We start from the raw sequence: 22458 nt of genomic DNA, 5'->3' as shown, positions 1-22458 counted from the left end.
CCATACTTTGTCCATATCAGTAAATAGGTTGGTGACGGTTTGAAGTCTAATTTCGACAACGTTGAACCCTTTAAACCAATTAGTTATGAAATCAATTTCAAAAAAAATCAACTTATGGACCTTGTTGATATGGTCCATGACATTATGCCTAGCTGTTTCGTGCAGCAAGGATGAAGGAACGGACCCACCCATTGACAAAGGAGGAGAAAACGGAGGCGAAAATGGCGGTGAGGAAAATGATGACCTGGAGGCCATTAACGCATATATTGAAAATCTATCTTACAATCCCGATGAGCTTTTAAATGTTCAAGATACGGGCGGGGGCGCCACGGAACGTACCGTAACCAATGATAATACCATAAATACAGGCCCTACATTGGGACAGCTTTTCGAATGCAGGACACAGGACTACAATTTGGAGTCCAATTTTGACGATGTGGCCATTTTGCGTCCGACCAATGGTATTGTTTTTCCCGGGGCCTTGGTCGTGGGCAACCAAGGTATGCTGGATGGCGCTCCAGACCCTTTGACCTTGGGTCGGGCACCGGTAACGCTTCGGTTGGACCTACCGGGAATTGGATCGCAAGGGAACATTGTGGTGGACAATCCCACAAACTCCTCCGTACAGTCCAGTATTGATAATGCTTTGGAGTGGTGGAACGCAAACGCCTACCAAGAGGGGTATGTGAACGCTTCCAATTCTTCTTATCAAGCTTCCACTTCCTACTCTTCCAAGCAATTTAGTTTGGATGTTGGCCTGAATGTGGAATGGGCCACGGGATCATTGGCCTCACAATTTGAATATGAAAGCACAACGGAGAAGCGATATGCCGGGGTAGTGTTCAAACAAGTTTTCTACACCGTGACGATGGACACACCAAGCTCCCCTGGCAGTGTTTTTGATACCTCTGTAAGCCAAGCTGCTGTTGCATCTGCCATGGATTCCGATACACCGCCAGCCTATGTGAGTTCCGTTTCGTACGGACGCATCATTATGGTGCGTATGGAAACCACCAATACGAATACGTCGGTTGAGTTGGATGCAGTTTTGGAATACGCCGGTGGCGTGAGTGGTGTGGGAACGGTCAACTCGACCTATGATGAAATTTTAAAAACGTCCAACATAACGGTGGTTACCATTGGTGGAAATGCCGAAGCAGCCTCCGAGGCCATCAATTTAGCGGATATTGAATCGGGCTATGGTTCTTTGAACAGTGTAATTACGGGAGAGAATGCGGTGTACAGTAGAGATAATCCGGGAGTGCCCATTGCCTATACCATTCGGTACTTAAAAGACAATACGCTGGCCAAAATGGGGTATACCACGGATTATCGAGTGGAAAGTTGCCAAACATTTAGGTATGATCATGCCAGTGTTGACGTGGACAACAACTCAATTTTTGATGTTCGGTACAGGTTTATTTATAAAACCGCCGGAACCAACAATACGGTGATTGGTGGCTATAACACCGTAAACAATGGACAACGCTCCGTGAAAAGTCCACCGGATGGAGCGCATGATGTGGAAGTGGAATTCCAGTTTCAGGATGCTTTTGTTTGGAGGGCATTAGGAAGTCCTAGGTCTTATGGGTATCTAAGCAGTCAAAAGTGCTTCGAAGTGACCAATAATTTACTTCTTCAGATTACACTTTCACCCATTAGCTGTAATTAACTAGTGCTGACAGTCGGCCGCTCAAGTGGGGTTCAACCATTTGATGCCGGCTGTTTTTATTCCCATCAAGGAGAGATTGACATAGCGATTTCTCGTTGCTATGTCCACTCGAAATGACAAAAAATCTCTAACGACAGGAGGCTGTCCAAAAGCATGCAATAGCTGAACTTTGTCAGTTCGAGCGCAGTCGAGAACTGCTGGCCGAAACAGCTATTTTAGACCGTTGCTAAAACTCAAGACCTTGTCTGGTGAATCCTCACATCTCCCAACCTTCACGATAAGTGCGGGTCACAAACTGGTTGGCATCCTCAAAATTGGTGATTTCCATATTTTCCCCGTCCCACAATAGCTTTTTACGACCGTAGAACTCCATATTGCCCTTGTCGTTTTCCCTACGCAACATATAGCTTCGTATGGCCAAGTTGCCCATCAGCACGGTTTCGGTCATCGGACCGGCATAGTCAAAGGAAGAGGTAAGGTTTTGGTGTTCGGCACTGCCAAATCCTGCTTTACAGGCATCCACCCATTGTCTTTGGTGCCCATACTCGGGTTCTGTCATGTCCTCCACTTCTGGGCCAAATTCGGTAACGCCATTACCCATGTACAGCTTGGGCGTTAAGGGCGAACTGTCGTTGATATTGGTGGAGATGACCCCATGCTCCCCATGGATGAGCACACCGTTATAACTTCCAGGTCCGCCAATATCGCTATCTGCAGGGATGATATCAGGGTGGGAGGGACGGATGCCGCCATCGCTCCAGGTCATGACCAAGGGAGCTGCTGTTTTATCGGTGGCCTCATAGTTCAAGGTAATGAAGGAGGAGGGCGGACAGCCTTCGGGGTGGTAATCGGGATTCCACATTTGGGAGAACACCGTGCCCACGCTGCACTCTGCGGCGGTAGGGTAGCCCAATTTGAGGGTGCGGTAGGGAATATCGATCAAATGACAGCCCACATCGCCCAAGGCACCAGTGCCGTAATCCCACCAACCTCTCCAGTTGAACGGATGCAGGTTAGGGGTGTAGGGGCGCATGGGTGCAGGGCCCAGCCACAGGTTCCAGTTCAAATCGTTGGGCTTGCTGGACGGGTCCGCTTTGGGCATGGCATTGCCTTGGGGCCATACGGGACGGTTCGTCCATATTTCCACCTTTGTGATGCGGCCCAGCGCACCGGAATCCACCCATTTTTGCACCAAGCCCAAGAGGGGGTTGGATGCGCCTTGGTTCCCCATTTGGGTCACCACCTTTTGGTCGCGGGCCATTTGGGTGAGCATACGGGCCTCGCGGATGTTATGCGTCATCGGTTTTTGCACATACACATGCTTGCCGCGCTCCATGGCATAGGCCGCAGCGGGTCCGTGAACATGGTCGGGCGTACTGATGGTCACCGCATCGATATCTTTTACGGTATCCAGCATTTCCCGGTAATCGGCAAACAACTGTGCTTTGGGAAAGCGCCCCACCGATTGTTTGGCAGAGCCGGAAAAATCCACATCACAGAGGGCCACTACGTTTTCACGGCCGCTGACGGAGGCATTGGCAATATCGCTTGCTCCTTTACCACCTGCGCCTATCGCAGCGATGTTCAAGCGGTCGGATGGGGCCAAAAAGCCCTTACCGCCCAGCACATGGCGGGGAACAATAAACACACTGGAGGCAAGTGCGGTGTTTTTGACGAATTTTCTTCGGCTGGAGGAGGTTGACTTTTTCATGAGGTGTTAGGTTGGTTTGTAATTGCTAAACAAGATAAGGAAAAATTGGAGGGGAAGGTTGGGGGTTATAATGTGTGGGGGGGGGGAATGAGGTCGTTATCTTGTTTGTGTATGATTCCGTAGGGAGTAAAAATCTTAGGAATTTTCCGAGTAGGATTGAATTAGATAGATTTAAGGGTGTGAGAAATTATAGGCCTTAAAAGTACTGGGCTATAGATTTAACACTTTTTTGCAGCGTATTTTTATTCATTTTGAAGATGATGACGGTATTGGTCACAGATTTTCCCATTTGGCATTTACCATATCAAAAATGTTGAACATTTTAAGTTTAAAATAGTAAGATTTTAAATCCTTTTTGGATAGGTTTTCCTGCATTTCTTGATACATCATTTCTGGATTTTCTTTTATTTCCGCTGCTTCAAATTTGTTAAATAAATTAATCCATCTCGAGTCTTCTTTTTTTGCTAATTCAATCATTTGGCGTTCACACTCAAATACGGTTACGGCGATTTTCTTATCAATTTTGTGCCATGGGTCATATTCTTGAAAAGGCTCGGTAATAATGCGAAAGCCCTTATCAGAAATAACTTTATTGTACACCTCCAAATAGCTTTTTCCATTTCCATCTATTAAAACACCATCGTTGATTAATAACTTTTCATAATTATCAATAATAGCTTTGATGTCATAACCCTCTTGTTGATATTTTGAATCATAACATTGTTGGAGTATGTCATCAAGTTGAAAAGATTGTTCATTACACGATGTGATGAGAAAAGCAAATGACATAATGTAAATGAATCTATTTTTTTTCATAATCTTCCTTAAACTTATATCCACCGATACTGAATCCAGTTCAGCACAGGTAACGAATTTCGTTGAAAAAACCGTGACATGCAATGGGGTAAGTGACTGATTTATGTAGAGTTATCAACACTATTCATGATGGCAGCCTGTCATTTCGAACGGATGTGAGAAATCGAAAGAAGGCGAAGAGATTTCTCCATCGTCGGTGCCCTCCTCATTTCGAAATGGCGATAATCATAAAAACTGTTGATTTGTCATTCCTGTGAAAACGGGAATCCACCTACAATATAGTTTGTAGTAAACACCCTTGCATACCTCGACTACCTGCCTGCGGTAGGCAGGCGCTCAGTATCCAACTAGCATCATCAATTGGATTTATTTCTTCGCCTCGACCAATTCCAGTTGGTCCACGCTTACATTGGTGGTGAACATTCCGTAGTTGACCACGGCCTTGCCTTTTTCCAGGGTATCGATACTGCCTACGGCTTTGCCATCCTGCAAGCGCACGCGGTCGCCCACTTTAAACACAGGTCGGGGTTTGTTCTTTTCGGCCTGGATTTCTTTCTTCTTTTTGATCTTTTTCTCTACCCGCACCTTTTTGATCTGTTGCTCCAATTCTTGGGCCACTTGCTGTTGCTCCTGCTGTTTCGCTTTGGCCTTTTTGGCCGTGGTCTTTCTGCGTTTGCTGTTTTCGGTTTCCACAATGCGAAGCATTTCAGAAATCAAGGGGCGCTTTTTCTTGTCGATAAAGTATTTTTCGGCGGCGGTGTTCACCTTGTTGCCCAATTGAATCATCCGTTGGTTGTGGTCGTACATCTCCTGATAGCTCTCCAACTTGGACTTGATCTTGGAATTCAGCTTTTCCAACCGCTCGGATTCTTCACGCGCCTTGATTTCCTCTTCCTTCAGCTTGGAGCCTGTTTCCACCATTTTGCTGCGCTCTTTCTGCAGTTTGGCAATGGTGGCATCAAACCGGACCTTGCCGCGTTCAATTTTCTTCTTCGCCTTGTTGATCAAGGAATAGGGGATACCGTTCTTTTGGGCCACCTCAAACGTAAAGGAACTGCCCGCTTCGCCCAATACCAATTGGAAAGTGGGTTCCAGCGTTTTGGCGTTGAACAGCATATTGGCATTGGTGGCATGCGGCAACTCGTTGGCCAAGGCCTTGAGATTGGCGTAGTGTGTGGTGATGACCCCATAGGCTTCGCGCTCGTAAAAGACCTCCAAAAAGGCTTCCGCCAAAGCACCGCCCAATTCAGGGTCGCTACCCGTTCCAAACTCATCGATGAGGAATAGCGTCCGTTCGTTGCATTTCCGCAGGAAGCGGTTCATGTTCTTGAGCCGATAACTGTATGTACTTAAATGATTTTCAATGGATTGATTATCGCCAATATCCGTTAAGATTTGATCAAAAAAGCAGACAGAACTACGTTCGTGCACGGGTATCAGCATCCCGCTTTGAAGCATGACTTGAAGTAGTCCGATGGTCTTTAGCGTGATACTTTTTCCGCCCGCATTGGGCCCGGAAATGACGATAATACGGTTTTCCGTATGCAGTTTAATGGTCTGTGGCCAGGTCTTTTCGTTCTTTCGTTTGTTGGACAAGTAGAGTAGGGGGTGGAAGGCATCCCTCAGATACAGTTCCCGCTCCTCGTTGATTTCGGGCAACAAACCGTTCATTTCGTTGGCATACTTGGCCTTGGCCGCGGTAATGTCGGTTTCCGCCAAGTAGGATTGGTAGGCTTTCAACAGTTCCAAATAGGGCCGAATCTGGTCCGTTAACTGGTTGAGGATACGTTGGATCTCTTCCTTTTCCTCAAACTCCAGATTGCTCAGCTCGCGGGTGTGCGAAAGCGTAGCTTCCGGTACTATGTAAACAATGCTTCCGGTTTTGGAGGTGCCCATCACCGTGCCTTTCACCTTTTTGCGGTGCATGGCTTTTACGGCCAACACCCTACGGTTTTCCATGACGGATTCCCGGATTTCGTCCAAAAAGTCCAAGGATTGGTAGCGGCCCAAGGCACTGCTAAAACTTTGATTGATCTTGCTCCGTACTTCGTTGATCTGCATTCGAATCAAACGGAGGTCGTTGGAAGCGGAATCCTTGACTTCACCGAATTTGTCGATCACCGCATCTATCGCATCCGGAATCTCGGGATGCAGCTCCAGTCCATTGACCTTATCAAAAAGCAAAGGATAGTATTCCTTGAATTTTTTAAAGAATTTCTGGTGGATTTCCACGGTTTTGCAAATCCCCCCGATTTTTCGGAAACCAGTGATTTCCAAAGTGCTGTTGTCAATCTTTAACAGGCCCAGTTCACTGTTGATGTGGTCAAAACCATGATTTGGAATGCGGTTGTCGTTGGAAAAAGAGGCCAAATACTCCGAGGTTTGCCCCAATACGGCCATCAATTCCTCTTTTTTTCGATACGGTTGGATGTCCAACGCCCGTTCCTTGCCCAATTCGGTATTGCAGCGTACAGCGAGTTGGGTCAATACGGTCGGGAATTCGAGGTCTTGAAGTGTTTTGGAGTGAATGTTTCGCATCTTTTTCTACTAGCAGCGCAAAGATAGGATTTTGAAGTGTTTTGTAACCGTAGTGCCTGTAAAAACAATTGGCATTACGTACTTTTGACATCCACTGAAAACGAATCAACCCATTACAAAGTGATGAGAGGCGATAACACGGTAATCTATATTATTGCAGCGGTGATTTTGTTGCATTTTGTAGCCGGTATTGGCTATTTGATCTATAAATTGACCAAAAAGAAGTAAGAAACGGCATGAACGTGAACATTGAACCTAGCTGGAAAGCGCAGTTGGACCGGGAATTTGAACAAGCTTATTTTCAGGATTTGGCAACATTCGTGAAACAGGAATATCAAAATCATACCTGTTACCCAAAGGGTAAGGACATTTTTTCTGCTTTTGACCATTGTCCGTTCCAAGAAACCAAGGTGGTGATCATAGGGCAGGACCCGTACCATGGGCCCAATCAGGCCAATGGCCTGTGTTTTTCCGTGAAGGATGGCATCCCACACCCACCATCCTTGGTGAATATTTTTAAGGAAATCAAAGTGGATGTGCAAAAACCTTATCCGAAAAGCGGCAATTTAGAGCGCTGGGCGGAGCAGGGGGTGCTGTTGCTCAATGCTACCCTAACCGTGCGGGCCCATGAAGCGGGCAGTCATCAAAATAAAGGCTGGGAACGCTTTACGGACGCGGTCATTCAAACGGTTTCCACCGAACTGGAAGGAGTGGTGTTTTTGCTTTGGGGCGGGTTCGCGAAGAAAAAAGCAAAGCTTATCGACAAAACCAAGCATCATATCCTCACATCGGGACACCCTAGTCCTTTGAGCGCTAACCGAGGTCTGTGGTTTGGCAACCAGCATTTTAGTGCCACCAACAAATTGCTGGCCCAAATGGGGAAAGAGCCGATTGATTGGTGACATCTGTCACCCCTTGTCTTTCGACTCCGATGGACCAGACATCACTTTTTGAAAAACTATCTCCAGAGGAAGTGTGATGCATCCTGAACCTCCGCTATCAAATTCAGGTTGTGTAGTCTGGCTTGTACTTCATTGACGGTCTTGTCGGAGAGTTGTTCCTGTCCCCAGTGGGTTTTGGAAAGCCATTGTTGGATATCCTCCAATTGCTGTTCGTAGCGGTTGGCCAAGGTTCTGTCGATACTGGGAATTTGTTTGAATTCCACGGTATAGGTATTGATCACTTCCAAAATGTGTTTTACCAAGCCCTCATTCGCTTGTAAAAAGCTATTGTTTGCTGCAATCACAAAGCAGGGCCATGGAGTAGGGCAGTCGCCAACGCGTTTGAAGATTCCTTTGTCCACCAACGGTTTTGTGGTAAAATGTTCCCACATAAAATAAGCGCGGGAACCCTGAGTTAAGCTTTCCACGGCACCATCGAGGTTGTTGATGATCTCAAATTGAAGGTTTCCTGTGTCCCAACCTTGGTTTTGCGCATTGATGTAGGCCATAAGATGGCTTCCACTTCCCATGCGGCTGATGGCTACTTTATCATGTTGCAATGAAGCAATCGAAGTTCTGTCGCTGTTGGCTGCTACGTGGATACCCCAAAGGAGGGGGGACGACACGTAGGTTTGCACAATTTTACTTGGATTGCCTTGGGAGATGCTCTTGATGATGCCTTCGGTGAGGATAATGCCCATATCGGCTTCGCCATCTTGAAGCATTTGGGTCATTTTGCCCGTTCCTTCGGGTATATCGGTCCATTGGAGCTTAATTCCCCTGTCTTCGAAAGCGTTGTCTTCCATAGCTAAATGCCAAGGCAGATTAAAATGCTCTGGAACCCCAATGATGCGTACCTTTTTCATATAGTTTTGTGCTTAGAAATCTAAAAATAGGATGCCGTTTGGTATCTGTCAAAAAAACCCATCCAAAAAATTATACCAGTTGACTATTGGAGAGGTGTTCCAAGGTAAACTGTATCAGCTCATCAATGGTTCGATGTCCATTTTTGGAAAACTCCCCAGTGGCCCTGTTGGCCAAGATAGCATTGAGCGAAACAGCACGGTGTCCATGTAATTTAGCGAGGCCATAGATACCAGAAGTCTCCATTTCTAGGTTGGTAATCTGCCTCCCATCATATGAAAAACCAGCTAATTTCTCATTAAAGTCCGCGATGGCGGGCGCTAGTCGCAACGACCTTCCTTGTGGCCCATAAAAACCTGAATTAGTTGCGGTTATGCCAAATCGTATACGATTATGAGTAAATTGATTGGCTAAATCTTGGTCAAAATCAACAGCATAGGGGTGGATTTGGTAGTGGCTCCAGCCCAGGTAATCGCTCAAGACCTTTTCCAAGACTTGGTTTTTGATGTGTCCACCATCGTAGAAGTGTAGCAAATTATCAAACCCGACACCTGTACTGCTCATCACAAAGGAGTCTACGGGAATATTGGCCTGCAGAGACCCAGATGTACCGACCCGTATAAAATTCAGTGTTCTTTTCTGCTGTTTGATTTCCCTTGACTCGAAATCGATATTGGCCAGCGCGTCCAATTCATTAAAAACGATGTCAATATTGTCCGTGCCAATGCCTGTGGAGATTACGGTGATGCGTTTCCCGGAATAGGTACCCGTGTGGGTTACAAATTCCCGCTTTTGTTTCTTGATTTCTACTGTATCAAAGTATTTGGAAACCGCCTGCACGCGATCGGGATCGCCGACGGTGATAATGGTGTCTGCAATATCCTCTGGAAGAAGATTGAGATGGTAAATGCTCCCATCAGCATTCAGAATCAGCTCTGAATTGCCCAGTGAAGCATCCATAAATTAAAGTTTCAGGATTCGTTCGGTGTCCGTGTTGTATAGGAAGTTATACTTTAATGAACCCCCCAAATACATTTGATTATCACGTAGTTCCGAATAGTAGTTTGTCTCCTGTTTGAGCACGTGCAATCCTTTTTTGGTCAACTTGACCGGATTAAAGGAGCTGAACAATGGCTTTAGGGAGGTAATCATTCGGTCGTATTGGGTGTCTCCAAATCCGTAATAGCCTTGGTTGGCCAAAAGGTTGCCCATCAATTCCTTTTTGGATTTTGGTTTTTGTTCCTTGGCCACTTCCAAGATGTGGTTTTCCAAGTCGTTCAATCCATTTTTGATGGTAGGGAAGCGTTTTAAATGGGTTTTAAGCGCCTCTGAGAGGTATTCAAACTGGAAATCGTTGTTGGCCATTTGGTTTTCCAAACGGATTGGATTATCGCTGCAATAGAGTTGCCAAATGTAGTCGGCGTATTCAATATCGTCCTGAGAAAGCACCTTTCTGTTGTCATACAGCTCCATCAATTTGGCATCACTAAGTTCGTTTAGGCCATATAGTTTAGTGGAGCCTTCCACTTTACCACTGCAAACCAAGGATACTTCGGCATGTCTACGGTGGGTTTTGAGCCAACTGAGCACCGCCAGCATATTGATCTGGCAAAAAAGGTCGTACTCGAACCACAGCACAATATGATCTTGCTGCTTGTGATTACAAAGCGATCGATATTCTTTGAGGGTTTTTTCGATGAACCACGATTTGGAAATCTTGTAGTTCTTGTTCAAAAATTCGAACCTAGTCTTCCAGAAGGATTCGCTACCTACTGTGGAGAGGGTCTTGCCTTCGCAAAGCATTTCCCTCCAGGTGATTACATCTCCCTTAAATTGCAAAGATTGTAACCTAGACGTGAAACTGTCCCCGTTGGTTATGTGCAACAGTGATTTCATTTTCAGTTTAGTTTTCGTTGGTTAGGAAGAATAAAAGTAATGTTTAAAGCAGGAATTCAAAAATTTTTTCACAAAACATTGGTCTGGAATGCAAGTTTTTAACAAGAATTAAAAATGTAATCGATTTTTTGTTAAATCCTTTGATTATCCGCCCACTCGCTTCACCGAGAAGCCGTTTTTCTTTAGAAAATCCATGATTTTGTCGCGATAATCCCCTTGGATGATGATGGATTCATTTTTGAAACTACCGCCCACACCTAGTAGTGTTTTCAGGTCTTTGGCCAGTTTTTTGAAATCGCTATCGGCCCCATTGTAGCCTTCGATGATGGTGACGGGCTTCCCTTTGCGTTTTTCGTATTTACAGATAATCGGATCGTCCTGAAGCCAATAGGGCGACTTTTCTTCATTAGTTTCCGGCGTTTCTTCCGGTTCGTGATCGGGAAAAAGGTTTTTTAACTGGTCTTTAAGGTCCATGCTTACTTTTTTACGAGTCCTAATTCAATCAAGCGCTCGTGTAAATATTCCCCAGCGGTAATATCTGCAAACCCTTTAGGGTTGTTCTCGTCAATGCAGTTTTCAAGACAATTTAAGGGCATATCGCTCACGGGGTGCATAAAGAACGGCACAGAGTAGCGGGAAGTGCCCCAAAGCTCTCTTGGAGGATTCACCACTTGGTGTATGGTCGATTTCAATTTATTGTTGGAAAGTCGTGACAGCATATCGCCCACATTGATCATCAATTGATCGGGTTGAGCAATAGCATCCACCCAGTTGCCTTGGTGGTCCTTTACTTGTAATCCCTTCCCGTGGGCGCCCATCAGCAAGGTAATCAGGTTAATGTCGCCGTGCGCTGCCGCTCTCACGGCATTTTTGGGCTCTTCGGTAATGGGCGGATAGTGGATGGGCCGCAAAATGGAGTTGCCATTTTTGATGTAGTCGTCAAAATAGGTTTCCTCCAAGTCCAAATGAAGCGCCAATGCCCGGAGTACGTACTTCGCCGTTTTTTCCAGCATTTTATAAGTTTCTTTGCCTACTTCATTAAAATCGGGAAGCTCCTCCACGATGACGTTGTCCGGGTATTCCTCTTTTAATTGTGGATTATCCTCTACATATTGGCCAAAATGCCAAAACTCCTTCAGGTCGCCCTCTTTTTTTCCTTTGGCATGCTCCTTTCCGAAGGAAGTGTAGCCGCGTTGCCCTCCAATACCTTCAATCTCGTATTTGTCCTTTACCTCTTGCGGAAGATGGAAGAACTTTTTGATTTCCGCGTACAGGTTGTCTACCAGCTCGTCCGATAAAAAATGTCCACTTAGTGCCACAAAGCCAATATCTTCAAAAGCGGCGCCTATTTCTTTGACAAACTTTTCTTTTCTTTTGGGGTCGCCCGAGACAAAATCGCTCAGGTCTACGCTTGGAATCGCACTCATATCGTCATCTTTGATGTAGCGTCAAAAATAAGGAATTAAGCCGAGGGTTTTGGAATTTTTGAATGGTTTTGAACGTCTTTTTACTACTTTTAACCAACCTAATTTTTAAATATGAGGTATCATGTAGGCAACTTGGAACAAGAGAAGTTGCTGGAACTGTACAAAGGAATGTTGAAGCCTCGAATGATCGAGGAAAAAATGTTGATTCTCCTCCGTCAGGGCAAAATATCCAAATGGTTTAGCGGCATCGGCCAAGAGGCCATTTCCGTAGGCGTGACCAACGCCCTAAAGACCAGTGAGTATATTCTGCCCATGCACCGAAACTTAGGGGTGTTCACTTCGCGTAACATTCCATTGCACCGACTCTTTGCGCAATGGCAGGGCAAGCAAAGCGGCTTTACGAAAGGTAGGGACCGAAGTTTTCATTTCGGTACCCAGGAATATAAGATCGTGGGGATGATCTCCCACTTGGGGCCGCAATTGGGAGTGGCCGATGGCATTGCCTTGGCCGATATGCTACGCAGGAAAAAGCGGGTGACCGCCGTGTTTACCGGGGAAGGAGCTACCAGTGAGGGGGATTTCCACGAAGCGCTCAACGTTGCCTCTGTTTGGAACCTTCCTGTGCTTTTTTGTATCGAGAACAATGGCTACGGATTGTCCACGCCCACCAACGAACAGTACAATTGTGAGCATTTGGCGGATAGGGCCAAAGGCTACGGTATTGAATCACGGATCATTGACGGCAACAATATATTGGAGGTGTATGCCAAGGTGGATGAGCTGTGCAATGCTATCCGAAGAAGACCACGGCCAGTGCTCTTGGAATTCAAGACCTTTCGGATGCGTGGGCACGAGGAGGCCAGCGGCACCAAATACGTTCCGGATAAGTTGATGAAGGAATGGGCCAAAAAGGATCCCATTGCCAATTATGAAAGCTTTTTGTTGGAGCAAGGTCTGATTTCCCAAGAGAATATCGAGCGCATCAAGGAGGAAATCAGCGAGGAAATCAATTCGAATTTACAGTTGGCGTTTGATGAACCTGAGATTTCATCGGATGAAAGTAAAGAATTAGAAGATATCTATCAAAAATTTGAATATCAACCTATTGAACCTAAATCAAACACCAAGGAAGAACTGCGATTTGTCGATGCCATTTCGCAAGGTTTGGAGCAATCCATGTATCGCCATAACGAACTCATCATTATGGGACAGGATGTGGCGGAATACGGCGGTGTCTTTAAAATTACCGAAGGTTTTGTGCCCAAATTTGGGCGGAGCCGTGTACGAAATACGCCCATTTGTGAATCCGCGATTGTCTCTACTGCCATGGGTCTTTCTATTAATGGAATGAAGGCCGTTGTGGAAATGCAGTTTGCTGATTTTGTGAGTTCAGGGTTCAATCCGATTGTCAATTATCTGGCCAAAACACATTACCGCTGGAACGAAAAAGCGGACGTTGTGATACGAATGCCCTGCGGAGGAGGGGTAGGTGCGGGTCCGTTCCATTCACAGACCAATGAGGCGTGGTTTACCAAAACCCCTGGGCTTAAAGTAGTCTATCCTGCATTTCCCGATGATGCCAAGGGACTTTTGAATACCGCGATCAATGACCCTAATCCCGTGTTGTTCTTTGAACATAAAGGTTTGTACCGTAGCGTAAAGGGAGAAGTGCCCGCCGATTATTATACCTTGCCGTTTGGTAAGGCGAGGTTGCTCCAAAAGGGCGATTCCATTACCGTGGTGACCTACGGTGCAGGTGTGCACTGGGCTTTGGAAACATTGGAAAACCACCCAGAAATTGATGCCGACCTGCTAGATCTGCGCACGCTTCAACCTTTGGATACCGAAGCAATCTATGATTCGGTCAAAAAAACAGGGAAACTCATCATACTTCAGGAAGACACCCTTTTTGGCGGAATAGCCAGCGATATTTCGGCCATGGTGATGGAGCATTGTTTTGAATATTTGGATGCACCGGTAAAGCGGGTAGGGAGTCTGGAAACGCCCGTTCCCTTCGCCAAGTCGCTGGAATCCAATTACTTGCCCAAAAATAGGTTTGAACAGGAATTACTCGAATTATATCGGTATTAAAATGAGCGACTTAGCTGTTTTTTTAATACTTTAACAACTAGAAATACGTCCCCAATCGTATATTTTTTGAACATTAACTTAATACTTATGATGAAACGATCACTTTTATTGATGACCATGATGGGCTTATTGCTCTCATCGTGTTCCGTTTCCAAAAGCGCTAGAACACAACGCAATCTGTTCAGCGGTTCTTGGAATTTGGACAATGTGTATTACCAAAACAATTCAGGAAACTTTAAATCTACCTTATTCAACGATGCGGAGGATATCTGCTTCGAAGGCAGTCAATGGTTTTTCCGGGACAACAACAGTACTGGGCGATATACCATTGCACAGAGCTCGCTCTGCCAAGGCGGAGACCGTTTTTTTAGATGGTCCGTGGTGGAACCGGAACAGAATTATCAGAGCCAACTTCAGTTTAAATTTATCGATGAAAACCGGAAGGATATTTCAGGTGGTTATGGCTACCGTTTGAACATTGTTAGCCTGTCCGAGCAATCCATGACCTTGAACTCCAACGTCTCTGTGGATGGTCAGCCTGTGACCATTGTTTACGAATTCTCAAAAAGATAATTAGATGAAAAATATAGTTTTAAAAGGAGCGGTGGCCTTTATGGCGCTATCCATGATCATTAGTTGCGACGCCGTTAAAAATGCAAACAACACCCAAAAAGGAGCTGCCATTGGCGCCGGTAGCGGCGCAGTAATTGGTGGTGTTATCGGCAATAATGTAGGAAAGGGCAATACCGCTTTGGGCGCCATTATCGGTGCTGTTGTAGGTGGTGCTGCCGGAGGTTATATCGGTAACCGAATGGACCGTCAGGCCGAGCGTATCGAGGAAGAAATCCCAGGTGCAGAGGTACAACGTGTCGGTGAGGGGATCAACGTGACCTTTAGCGGAGAAAACGGTGTCTATTTTGATACCAATAAAGCCGATATCAAGGGAGCTTCTGCCGCTACTTTGGATAAATTGGCAGGAATCTTTAAAGAGTATCCCAAAACCAATATTTTAGTGGAAGGCCATACCGATAGCGATGGGGCTGCCGAATACAATATGAGCCTATCCCAACGTAGGGCACAATCTGTGACCTCCTATTTGATTTCAAAGGGAATCTCCAGCGGACGCTTTACCACCAAGTGGTATGGTGAGGAGCAACCTGTGGAAAGCAATGAGACCGCTGCGGGTAAAGCGGCAAACCGTCGTGTGGAGTTGGCCATTATTGCCAGCGAGGAGCTTAAGGAGGAAGCCCGCGAGCAAACTGGTAATTAAACAATTTTACCACATACAAATTGAGAAAGGTCCGGAAAATCCGGGCCTTTTTTTATGAATGTTAAATAAACCATTAAATGTTAGTTAAGTCCAGCAAGATTTAGCGGATTTTGTTTAACTTAATGGTTGTCAATTCATTAATGTTAAAATTTCAACCCCTATATGAGCCACTTGACCCACTATAGTACCAAAGAGCAACAAGCATTGGTGATGCGGGTGGAACGCAATCATAGAATGGTGCAGCGACTCAACGAAAAGTTGAAATCCTATACCCACGAGCCCAAATGCCCCAAAAGGTTCGAAAAGTTTTACGAATTGAACAAAAGCATTCAGAACTTCAAAAAATACGATGCCCGTATCATGACCATCATCCGCCAGCGGCATCTTGATTTTAGCGACCTCGACCAAAGCGAAGTGGAAAACCACATCAGACGCTTTAAAAAGTTGGAGAGTGATTTCGCCTCGTATTTGTTGGAGCTGGACAAGCCCCTTTAAAAATCTCCGATTTATTTTTGACCCAATTCGCCGGGCCATAGTAGTTTCTTTTTGAAACATGCGTAATATTGCAGCGCAGTTAAACCAGCTTGCTATGGGAAAATCCTCAAATTCGGCCTTGGTGATACTGGCATTTTTTGCCATTTACGTCATTTGGGGCTCTACCTATTTGTTGAACAAGATTGCGGTATTGGAACTGGAGCCCTTTATGCTGGCGGGTTGCCGCTTTATCGTGGCAGGGCTTTGCATTTTCCTTTTGGCAAAAATTATGGGAATCAGCCTTAGCATCACCAAAAAACAACTCTGGAATACCATTATTGCGGGCGTACTTTTTTTAAGCATTGGGAACGGCTTTGTCGTTTGGGCATTGCGGTATGTGGATACCGGCTTTGCCGCTTTGGAAATCTCCGCTCAACCTCTGATTATTCTGTTATTGATGCGCATCCTGCAAGGGAAAAAGATACAGCCCATGTCCATGGTCGGGGTACTCCTGGGTATTTTGGGCATTTATCTTTTGGTAAGTCAAAAACAGATCATTGCGCAAGAAGAATCCATTTTGGGGATGGTGACCATCTTCTTCTGTTTGGTCTGTTGGGCCTATGCCAGTCTTTTTGTGGCCAAAGCCGATCTTCCCACCAATTATTTTGTGAACACCGGCTATCAAATGTTCTTCGCTGGCATCATTTTGGGGCTGATGAGCCTTGCCTTCGGCGAGGAATGGTCATCACCCTTGGGCTGGAGTACCGAAGTCCAAGTCTCCATGCTCTTATTGGTTTTTTTGGGAAGCATCGTGGCCTTTACCTCTTTTAACTACTTGCTCAAGGCCGTTTCCCCGGAAAAGGTGGCTACTTCCACCTACGTAAATCCCATTGTGGCCCTTATGCTGGGATGGTATTTTTTGGATGAACAGATTACCCTGCAGTCCATAGTGGCGGCCGTAATCTTGTTAACGGGGGTGTATTTCATCAACACCAAGAAAACACTGGCCATCTTCGAGCGCTTCAAACGTTAAGACTGCGTTATTTTTTGAGGGATTGACACCGCTTTTTTGTATTTTCTAGGGGCTAAAAAACCATAATGAGATGAAGACTACAGCAAAAATCGGGGCTTTTATGCTACTACTGGTGACCCTTGCCTGTGCATCCAACAAGAATAGTGCAACCCCAGAAGAAATAGCCGCACTGGACGAAATGATAGAGAATCGAAATTTTGAAATTCAAGCCCTATGGGCACGGCCCATGCCGAGCCAAGGGATGAACAATATTACCAATGCCGGATTGCTGCCCTTTGGAAGTACGGCCAATCGTATCGATATTACCACAACGGGTGGATACTTGCGCATGGTAGGGGATACCGTTAAGGCGGACCTTCCGTATTTTGGTGAAAGACAAATGGGCGGGATGTACAACCAGAACAAGGCTGGAATCCAGTTTGATGGTGTGCCCAAGGAGATTTCCTTTTCATCCAATAAAAGGGAGACCGGAAAAATTATGCGGTTTACCATTAACGATGATTTGGAGAACTACCAAGTGTACGCGCAGCTCTTCCCCAACGGAAATGCCTTGTTGACCATCTCAAGTTCACATCGCAGGAATATCGGGTATCAGGGGAACGTCTCCAAGTACGAGAAAAAAGAGTAGGAGGCTAAGTGCGTGGTAGCCATATTGGTGTACTGCATCAATATTTTAAATGCACCCATTCAATATCCAAATCCAAACCGCTTCCGCTTTCCATGATTTTATCATAGCTTTAAGCTTTCAGAAACCAAAACACCTAAAAAATCAAAATGAAAATGAATCAATTGACCTTCAGGTCTTTGTTGCTACTGATGTTTTCCGTAGTTATTCTTTCCTGTAAAGACAACTCGGAAAACAAAAAAGAAGCTTCGGAAGAGAATGCCGAAACCACTACGGAAACAGCATACACGGGAAATTTACCATTGGATAGACTCAACCTTCCCGAAGGATTCCACATTGACACCTATGTCGAAAACTTGGAGGGCGCCCGTTCCATGGCCATGGGGCCTGATGGCACCTTGTTCGTAGGAACCCGCAACGAAGGAAAGGTTTATGCCGTAAAGGATACCGATGGGGATTACAAGGCCGATAAAACCTACACCATTGCCACCGATTTGGAACAGCCCAATGGCGTAGCGGTGAAAGATGGCGCTCTTTATGTGGCCGCCGTAAGCCGTCTCTTCAAATACTCGGATATTGAATCCCAGCTGGAGAATCCACAAGAACCCGAATTGATTTACGATGACTATCCCACCGAATTTCATCATGGTTGGAAGTACATTGCCTTTGGACCCGATGATAAATTGTACGTGCCCGTAGGCGCTCCCTGCAATATTTGCGACAGTGCAACAGTGGACAAGCGTTACGCTTCCATCACCCGAATGGACCCCGATGGCAGCAATCGCGAAATAGTGGCCCATGGGGTTCGAAATACTGTTGGTTTTACCTGGCATCCCGAAACCCAAGAACTGTGGTTTACCGATAATGGTCGGGATATGATGGGCGATGATATACCCCCTTGTGAACTGAACAAATTGACCGAAGTGGGCCAACACTTTGGCTATCCCTTCTGCCATGGCGGCACCATAAAAGATCCCGAATATGGGGACCAGCGTCCCTGTTCCGATTTTGTGCCACCAGTACAGCCCTTGGGTCCGCACGTAGCACCCTTGGCGGTTAAATTTGCCAAAGGCCCCATGTTCCCCGAAGCGTACCAAGGACATGCGCTAATTGCAGAACATGGCTCTTGGAACCGTTCGTCGAAAATCGGCTACAGAATCACCATGGTAAAATTGGAAAATGGAAAAGCCGTTAGCTATGAACCATTTATTGATGGTTGGTTGGACGAGGAGGCCCAAGAAGCCTTTGGGCGTCCGGTAGACCTGTTGTTCTTGGAAGACGGCTCCTTGCTTATCTCGGATGATGAGGGCAAAGCCATTTACAGGGTCACCTATAAAGGATAAAACATAACGATTTTAGAGAAGGTACTTGGGAATGGACATTTGCTCCATTTTCCAAGTACTTTTTTTTTGGTCTGGGTCGGTCACCTCTACAAAGAACAAATCTGATCGGCCGTCGTCCGAACGAAGGTGCTCTACGGTATAGATGCATCCCCTGTAACGGAATACGTATTCAGCGCCAGCACCGTCCTCATTTTCAGTAATGGTTCCCTGGCGAAGAATCAAATTGGGTTTGGCCAAAATGCTGTTGCTCTTGTGCCAGCACAAATAACGGACTTCACCCGAGCACATAAGGTCGATACGAATGGTGAACTGATCATCGCCACAATAGGCCAAAATACGTTCAATGCTAGTGTCTCTCCAATAGATGGCTCAGTAGGTTTTAATAAGGTTTGGAGTCTTCTCGAACGGTCAAAAAATGACTGTATTGCTTCAAACAGGGTATTTTTTGGTAAAGATGGCCCCGAACATCCAACCGATCATGAAGATGATACAGCCCAACAGAATCAAACAAATAATTTGTAAGGTATTTATGGTATCAATTATAGTCATACTCTTTAAATTTTTATAAGCAAGCTACACAATGTGCAATAATTTTTCGCAGCCAATTGACGGATGCCCCTTTTGATCTGACGAATGGCCCTTCCCGATCCATGGATGCGATTTTTGCCTCTTTCCAAAAGTGCCCAAAAAGGGAAAATTGTCCATTCACTGGCGAAGTCCGTCCATTTTTCCGAAACTGCGATTGCCGCAACTTTGTTCCATCAAAAATTAAGTTGAATCAGTAAAATAAAATACCATGAAAAATTTGATGCGAACAGTAACATTGTTCCTATTTACCATTACGGGTGTGTTTGCCCAATTGCCAGAACCCGGATTCACTATTGACGGTTCCACCGCCATTGTGATCACCGACCCACAAAACGATTTCCTGAGTCCCGATGGTGTGGCCTGGGGTGCCGTGGGGCAAAGCGTGCAGGAAAACAACACCATTGAGAACTTGGAGACCATTTTTAAATTAGGGGAACAGTACAACATCCCAGTTTTTATCTCTCCCCATTATTATTATGAGCACGACCATGTGTGGAAGTTCGAGGGAACCCTCGAAAAATTGATGCACAACATCAGCATGTTCGATCGTGGGGACCAACTCAATGTGGAAGGTTTTGAAGGTTCCGGTGCCGATTGGTTGCCCCGTTACAAAAAATACATTGAAAAGGATAGGGTAGTGGTCACCAGCCCGCACAAAGTGTTCGGTTCCGAATCCAACGATTTGGCCCTACAATTGCGCAAACAAGGCGTGGACAAGGTGATCTTGGCCGGAATGTCGGGTAACCTATGTGCCGAATCGCACATGAGGGAATTGGTGGAGAACGGTTTTGAGGTGGCCGTGGTGGGCGATGCCACCGCTTCTGCCAAATTGCCTGGATTGGATGGCGACCAAGCTGCCCAAACCAATTATAAAATGATTTCCAGCCGGGTGTTTACCACAGACGAATTGGTGAAAGAGCTCAAAATGCATCCGGTGAAATAAGTTTTCATGTGGTTGATGTTGAAGTGGAGTGGCAAGGGGCCGGACCGTAGGTTCGGTCCTTTGTTTTTTTGTTGAAGCACCTCATTCTGAATCCCATCCAGTTTTGGACAAATCGTTATGAGAACCTGAAACCTGCTATTGCCGGCAGGCAGGCAAGTTCGGGTCGACGGAAACCAACTTTTTGCCCATCGAGGGAAAATTGTCCAAGGACTTGCGCCATCTGTCCATTTTATCCCAGCCCACAGCGCCCCACCTTTGTCATGTCAAAAGTTGACAAGCAAATCATAAATCAAAAACAGAAAGTTATGACACGTTTACAAGCATTAGATCCTAAGGAAGCAACCGGAAGATCCAAAGAATTATTTGAAGGCATCCAAGGCAAATTGGGCATGGTTCCCAATATGATGCGTACCATGGGGAACTCCCCAGCCGTTCTGGAAGGTTATTTGAACTTGAGCGATGCCCTGGGCAAAGGGTCCTTGGGCGGAAGATTGGGCGAACTCATCGCCTTGACCGTTGCCGAGTCCAACGCCTGTAACTACTGCCTTTCCGCACACTCCTTTATCGGGGAAAAGTTGGTGGGTATCGACACCACTACGCTCCAATCCGCTAGGGACGGCATCAACTCCGACCCCAAAGTGGCCGCAGCGCTTCAGTTTGCCAAGAACTTGATCTCCAAAAACGGACGGGTATCCTCCGAAGATGTGGAAACCGTAAAAGCTGCCGGTTTTTCCGATGGAGCCGTGGGCGAGATCGTAGCGCACGTAGCCTTGAACATATTGACCAATTATTTCAACAATACGGCCAATACCGATATCGACTTTCCCGTGGTGGAAGCCGCAACGGTATAGCCAATAACCTTTAAAATTAGAAACGATGAAAACAATTAAAAATCTAGCATTTTTGGGATTGCTGTTCTTCGCTGTGATCAGCGTAAACGCCCAGACCCCTCCGGTAGATGATAACGGCCTTGCCATTGGCGGGTACGATGTGGTTGCCTATTTTTCAGGAGCACCCCAAAAAGGGAGCAAAAGTTATGCGGTAAAGCACCATGGTGCCACCTATTACTTTGCCAACAGGGCGAACCAAAGCGCCTTTAAACAATCGCCCAACCAATATTTGCCCCAGTTTGATGGCTACTGTGCTTGGGGTGTGGGGGCCAAGGAGGCCAAGTTTCCCATCAACCCGGAAACCTACACGGTGATCGATGGTAAATTGTACCTCTTTTTTAATGGTCCGTTCAACGGGGAACCGTTCAACACCTACGAAGATTGGGGACAACGCACCACGGAGCTCAAAACGGCAGCACACGCCAATTGGCCCACGGTCAAAAACAGCAAGTAGTTTTAATTAGCTGATAAGGGTAGGGCCCCGCCATAGGTCCTGCCCTTTTTTTAATGCAAAAACATCACAGACATGGAAATAGAAAAAAAATATCCGCTGCCTCCCTTTACCGAGGCCAGCGCACGCGAAAAAGTACAATTGGCAGAAGATGCCTGGAACAGCCAGAATCCTGAAAAGGTAAGCAAGGCCTATACGGTGGACACCGAATGGCGCAACCGTTCGCAGTTCATCAATGGGCGCGAGGAAGTGGTCGCCTTTTTGACGGAAAAGTGGCAAAAAGAAAAAAATTACAAATTGAGAAAGGAACTATGGGCCTTTACCGACAATAAGATTGCAGTTCGTTTTGAATACGAATACCAAAATGCCGAAGGAGGGTGGATTCGCGCCTATGGAAATGAAAATTGGGAATTTAACGAGCATGGGCTGATGCAAAAGCGCTATGCCAGCATCAACGACCTGCCGATAGCCGAATCGGAGCGAAGACTTTAGTCATTTTTGGAGTTATGTCACTTCGAGCGCAGTCGAGAAGTCTTGAATCTCAATAGTAAAAATGCGGTCGAGACCGCTTAAAAGTGAGTGGTAATAAGGATTTCTCGATACCATTTTTGGACCCGGTCCAAAAACCACTCGAAATGACACCTTGGTTGATCATGGGCACCCCTGAAAGAACCGAAGTGACACAGAATTTTGAAAACCGTCAGTTCGAGTTTTTTCCGAAGGAAAAAGTATCGAGAACCAGGTTTTGCCATACAAGAAGGATTTCTCGATACAATTTTTGGACTGGGGTCCAAAAACCACTCGAAATGACACCTTGGTTGATCATGGGCACCCCTGAAAGAACCGAAGTGACACAGAATTTTGAAAACCGTCAGTTCGAGTTTT

Annotated in this window: 24 protein-coding genes; 15 read left to right on the top strand and 9 right to left on the bottom strand. The window is 45.9% G+C overall.

What is annotated here, in order from left to right; translation table 11 throughout:
• Positions 1–85 precede the first annotated feature (85 nt).
• On the top strand, positions 86–1672 hold the full coding sequence (locus GGE08_RS15970) for a thiol-activated cytolysin family protein (protein WP_179385888.1): 1587 nt from the start codon (positions 86–88) through the stop codon (positions 1670–1672).
• A gap of 256 nt (positions 1673–1928) precedes the next feature.
• Here GGE08_RS15970 and GGE08_RS15965 read toward each other — a convergent pair whose 3' ends face one another.
• The 3 genes from GGE08_RS15965 to GGE08_RS15955 all read right to left on the bottom strand — a co-directional run bounded on the left by GGE08_RS15965 (position 1929) and on the right by GGE08_RS15955 (position 6737).
• Positions 1929–3383 (bottom strand): Gfo/Idh/MocA family protein, encoded by a 1455-nt coding sequence (locus GGE08_RS15965; protein ID WP_179385887.1) that lies wholly within the window; start codon positions 3381–3383, stop codon positions 1929–1931.
• Positions 3384–3656: 273 nt separating this feature from the next.
• A complete protein-coding gene (locus tag GGE08_RS15960) occupies positions 3657–4199 on the bottom strand; it encodes a hypothetical protein (RefSeq protein ID WP_179385886.1) in 543 nt (180 codons plus the stop codon).
• Between the two features lie 366 nt (positions 4200–4565).
• A complete protein-coding gene (locus GGE08_RS15955) occupies positions 4566–6737 on the bottom strand; it encodes an endonuclease MutS2 (protein ID WP_179385885.1) in 2172 nt (723 codons plus the stop codon).
• A gap of 84 nt (positions 6738–6821) precedes the next feature.
• On the opposite strand from GGE08_RS15955, the gene GGE08_RS15950 reads away from it, so the two are divergent.
• The gene (locus GGE08_RS15950) at positions 6822–6965 is read left to right on the top strand and encodes a hypothetical protein (RefSeq protein ID WP_179385862.1); all 144 of its coding nucleotides are present in this window, start codon (positions 6822–6824) and stop codon (positions 6963–6965) included.
• 8 nt (positions 6966–6973) lie between these two features.
• Positions 6974–7639: a uracil-DNA glycosylase gene (locus GGE08_RS15945; RefSeq protein WP_179385884.1), complete on the top strand. Its 666-nt coding sequence runs from the start codon at positions 6974–6976 to the stop codon at positions 7637–7639.
• A gap of 56 nt (positions 7640–7695) precedes the next feature.
• On the opposite strand, the gene GGE08_RS15940 is transcribed toward GGE08_RS15945, so the two are convergent.
• From GGE08_RS15940 to GGE08_RS15920, 5 genes are all read right to left on the bottom strand, one after another.
• Positions 7696–8544 carry a substrate-binding domain-containing protein gene (locus tag GGE08_RS15940; RefSeq protein ID WP_179385883.1) on the bottom strand — a complete coding sequence of 283 codons (849 nt, stop codon included), beginning with the start codon at positions 8542–8544 and terminating at the stop codon, positions 7696–7698.
• A gap of 70 nt (positions 8545–8614) precedes the next feature.
• A complete protein-coding gene (locus tag GGE08_RS15935) occupies positions 8615–9502 on the bottom strand; it encodes a nucleoside phosphorylase (protein ID WP_179385882.1) in 888 nt (295 codons plus the stop codon).
• 3 nt (positions 9503–9505) lie between these two features.
• A complete protein-coding gene (locus GGE08_RS15930) occupies positions 9506–10438 on the bottom strand; it encodes a DUF1835 domain-containing protein (RefSeq protein ID WP_179385881.1) in 933 nt (310 codons plus the stop codon).
• Positions 10439–10582: 144 nt separating this feature from the next.
• The gene (locus GGE08_RS15925) at positions 10583–10912 is read right to left on the bottom strand and encodes a translation initiation factor (RefSeq protein WP_179385880.1); all 330 of its coding nucleotides are present in this window, start codon (positions 10910–10912) and stop codon (positions 10583–10585) included.
• Positions 10913–10914: 2 nt separating this feature from the next.
• Entirely contained in the window at positions 10915–11865 is a 951-nt protein-coding gene (locus GGE08_RS15920; protein ID WP_179385879.1) for an isopenicillin N synthase family dioxygenase, read from the bottom strand.
• 111 nt (positions 11866–11976) lie between these two features.
• Here GGE08_RS15920 and GGE08_RS15915 point away from each other — a divergent pair, with 111 nt between their 5' ends.
• The 7 genes from GGE08_RS15915 (at position 11977) to GGE08_RS15885 (ending at position 18701) form a co-directional block, all read left to right on the top strand.
• Positions 11977–13956 (top strand): thiamine pyrophosphate-dependent enzyme, encoded by a 1980-nt coding sequence (locus GGE08_RS15915; RefSeq protein WP_179385878.1) that lies wholly within the window; start codon positions 11977–11979, stop codon positions 13954–13956.
• Positions 13957–14046: 90 nt separating this feature from the next.
• Positions 14047–14529, top strand: coding sequence for a lipocalin family protein (locus tag GGE08_RS15910; protein ID WP_257024061.1), 483 nt, complete (start codon positions 14047–14049; stop codon positions 14527–14529).
• Between the two features lie 4 nt (positions 14530–14533).
• On the top strand, positions 14534–15226 hold the full coding sequence (locus GGE08_RS15905; protein WP_179385876.1) for an OmpA family protein: 693 nt from the start codon (positions 14534–14536) through the stop codon (positions 15224–15226).
• Between the two features lie 162 nt (positions 15227–15388).
• Positions 15389–15721 (top strand): hypothetical protein, encoded by a 333-nt coding sequence (locus GGE08_RS15900; RefSeq protein ID WP_179385875.1) that lies wholly within the window; start codon positions 15389–15391, stop codon positions 15719–15721.
• A gap of 94 nt (positions 15722–15815) precedes the next feature.
• Positions 15816–16733, top strand: coding sequence for an EamA family transporter (locus GGE08_RS15895; protein ID WP_179385874.1), 918 nt, complete (start codon positions 15816–15818; stop codon positions 16731–16733).
• Positions 16734–16803: 70 nt separating this feature from the next.
• Positions 16804–17361: a DUF4251 domain-containing protein gene (locus GGE08_RS15890; RefSeq protein ID WP_179385873.1), complete on the top strand. Its 558-nt coding sequence runs from the start codon at positions 16804–16806 to the stop codon at positions 17359–17361.
• 146 nt (positions 17362–17507) lie between these two features.
• Positions 17508–18701, top strand: a complete 1194-nt coding sequence (locus GGE08_RS15885) for a sorbosone dehydrogenase family protein (RefSeq protein WP_179385872.1) — start codon at positions 17508–17510, stop codon at positions 18699–18701.
• A 12-nt stretch (positions 18702–18713) separates the two neighbouring features.
• Here the strand turns inward: GGE08_RS15885 and GGE08_RS15880 are convergent, their stop codons facing one another.
• Entirely contained in the window at positions 18714–19034 is a 321-nt protein-coding gene (locus tag GGE08_RS15880; RefSeq protein WP_179385871.1) for a hypothetical protein, read from the bottom strand.
• A gap of 463 nt (positions 19035–19497) precedes the next feature.
• Between GGE08_RS15880 and GGE08_RS15875 the strand changes: the two genes are divergently transcribed.
• The 5 genes from GGE08_RS15875 to GGE08_RS15855 all read left to right on the top strand — a co-directional run.
• The gene (locus tag GGE08_RS15875) at positions 19498–20232 is read left to right on the top strand and encodes a cysteine hydrolase (RefSeq protein WP_179385870.1); all 735 of its coding nucleotides are present in this window, start codon (positions 19498–19500) and stop codon (positions 20230–20232) included.
• A 305-nt stretch (positions 20233–20537) separates the two neighbouring features.
• Positions 20538–21083, top strand: coding sequence for a carboxymuconolactone decarboxylase family protein (locus GGE08_RS15870; RefSeq protein ID WP_179385869.1), 546 nt, complete (start codon positions 20538–20540; stop codon positions 21081–21083).
• Positions 21084–21108: 25 nt separating this feature from the next.
• Positions 21109–21576 (top strand): YHS domain-containing (seleno)protein, encoded by a 468-nt coding sequence (locus tag GGE08_RS15865; protein ID WP_179385868.1) that lies wholly within the window; start codon positions 21109–21111, stop codon positions 21574–21576.
• A gap of 72 nt (positions 21577–21648) precedes the next feature.
• Positions 21649–22065, top strand: coding sequence for a nuclear transport factor 2 family protein (locus GGE08_RS15860; RefSeq protein ID WP_218847569.1), 417 nt, complete (start codon positions 21649–21651; stop codon positions 22063–22065).
• 143 nt (positions 22066–22208) lie between these two features.
• A partial coding sequence (locus GGE08_RS15855) for a hypothetical protein (RefSeq protein ID WP_179385867.1) occupies positions 22209–22458 on the top strand: 250 nt, incomplete at its 3' end.

The sequence above is a fragment of the Allomuricauda sp. ARW1Y1 genome (assembly GCF_013407935.1).
In the GTDB taxonomy this organism is placed as follows: domain Bacteria; phylum Bacteroidota; class Bacteroidia; order Flavobacteriales; family Flavobacteriaceae; genus Flagellimonas.
Note: the sequence above shows the minus strand (reverse complement) of the source record. Positions and strands in the feature narration are given on the sequence as shown.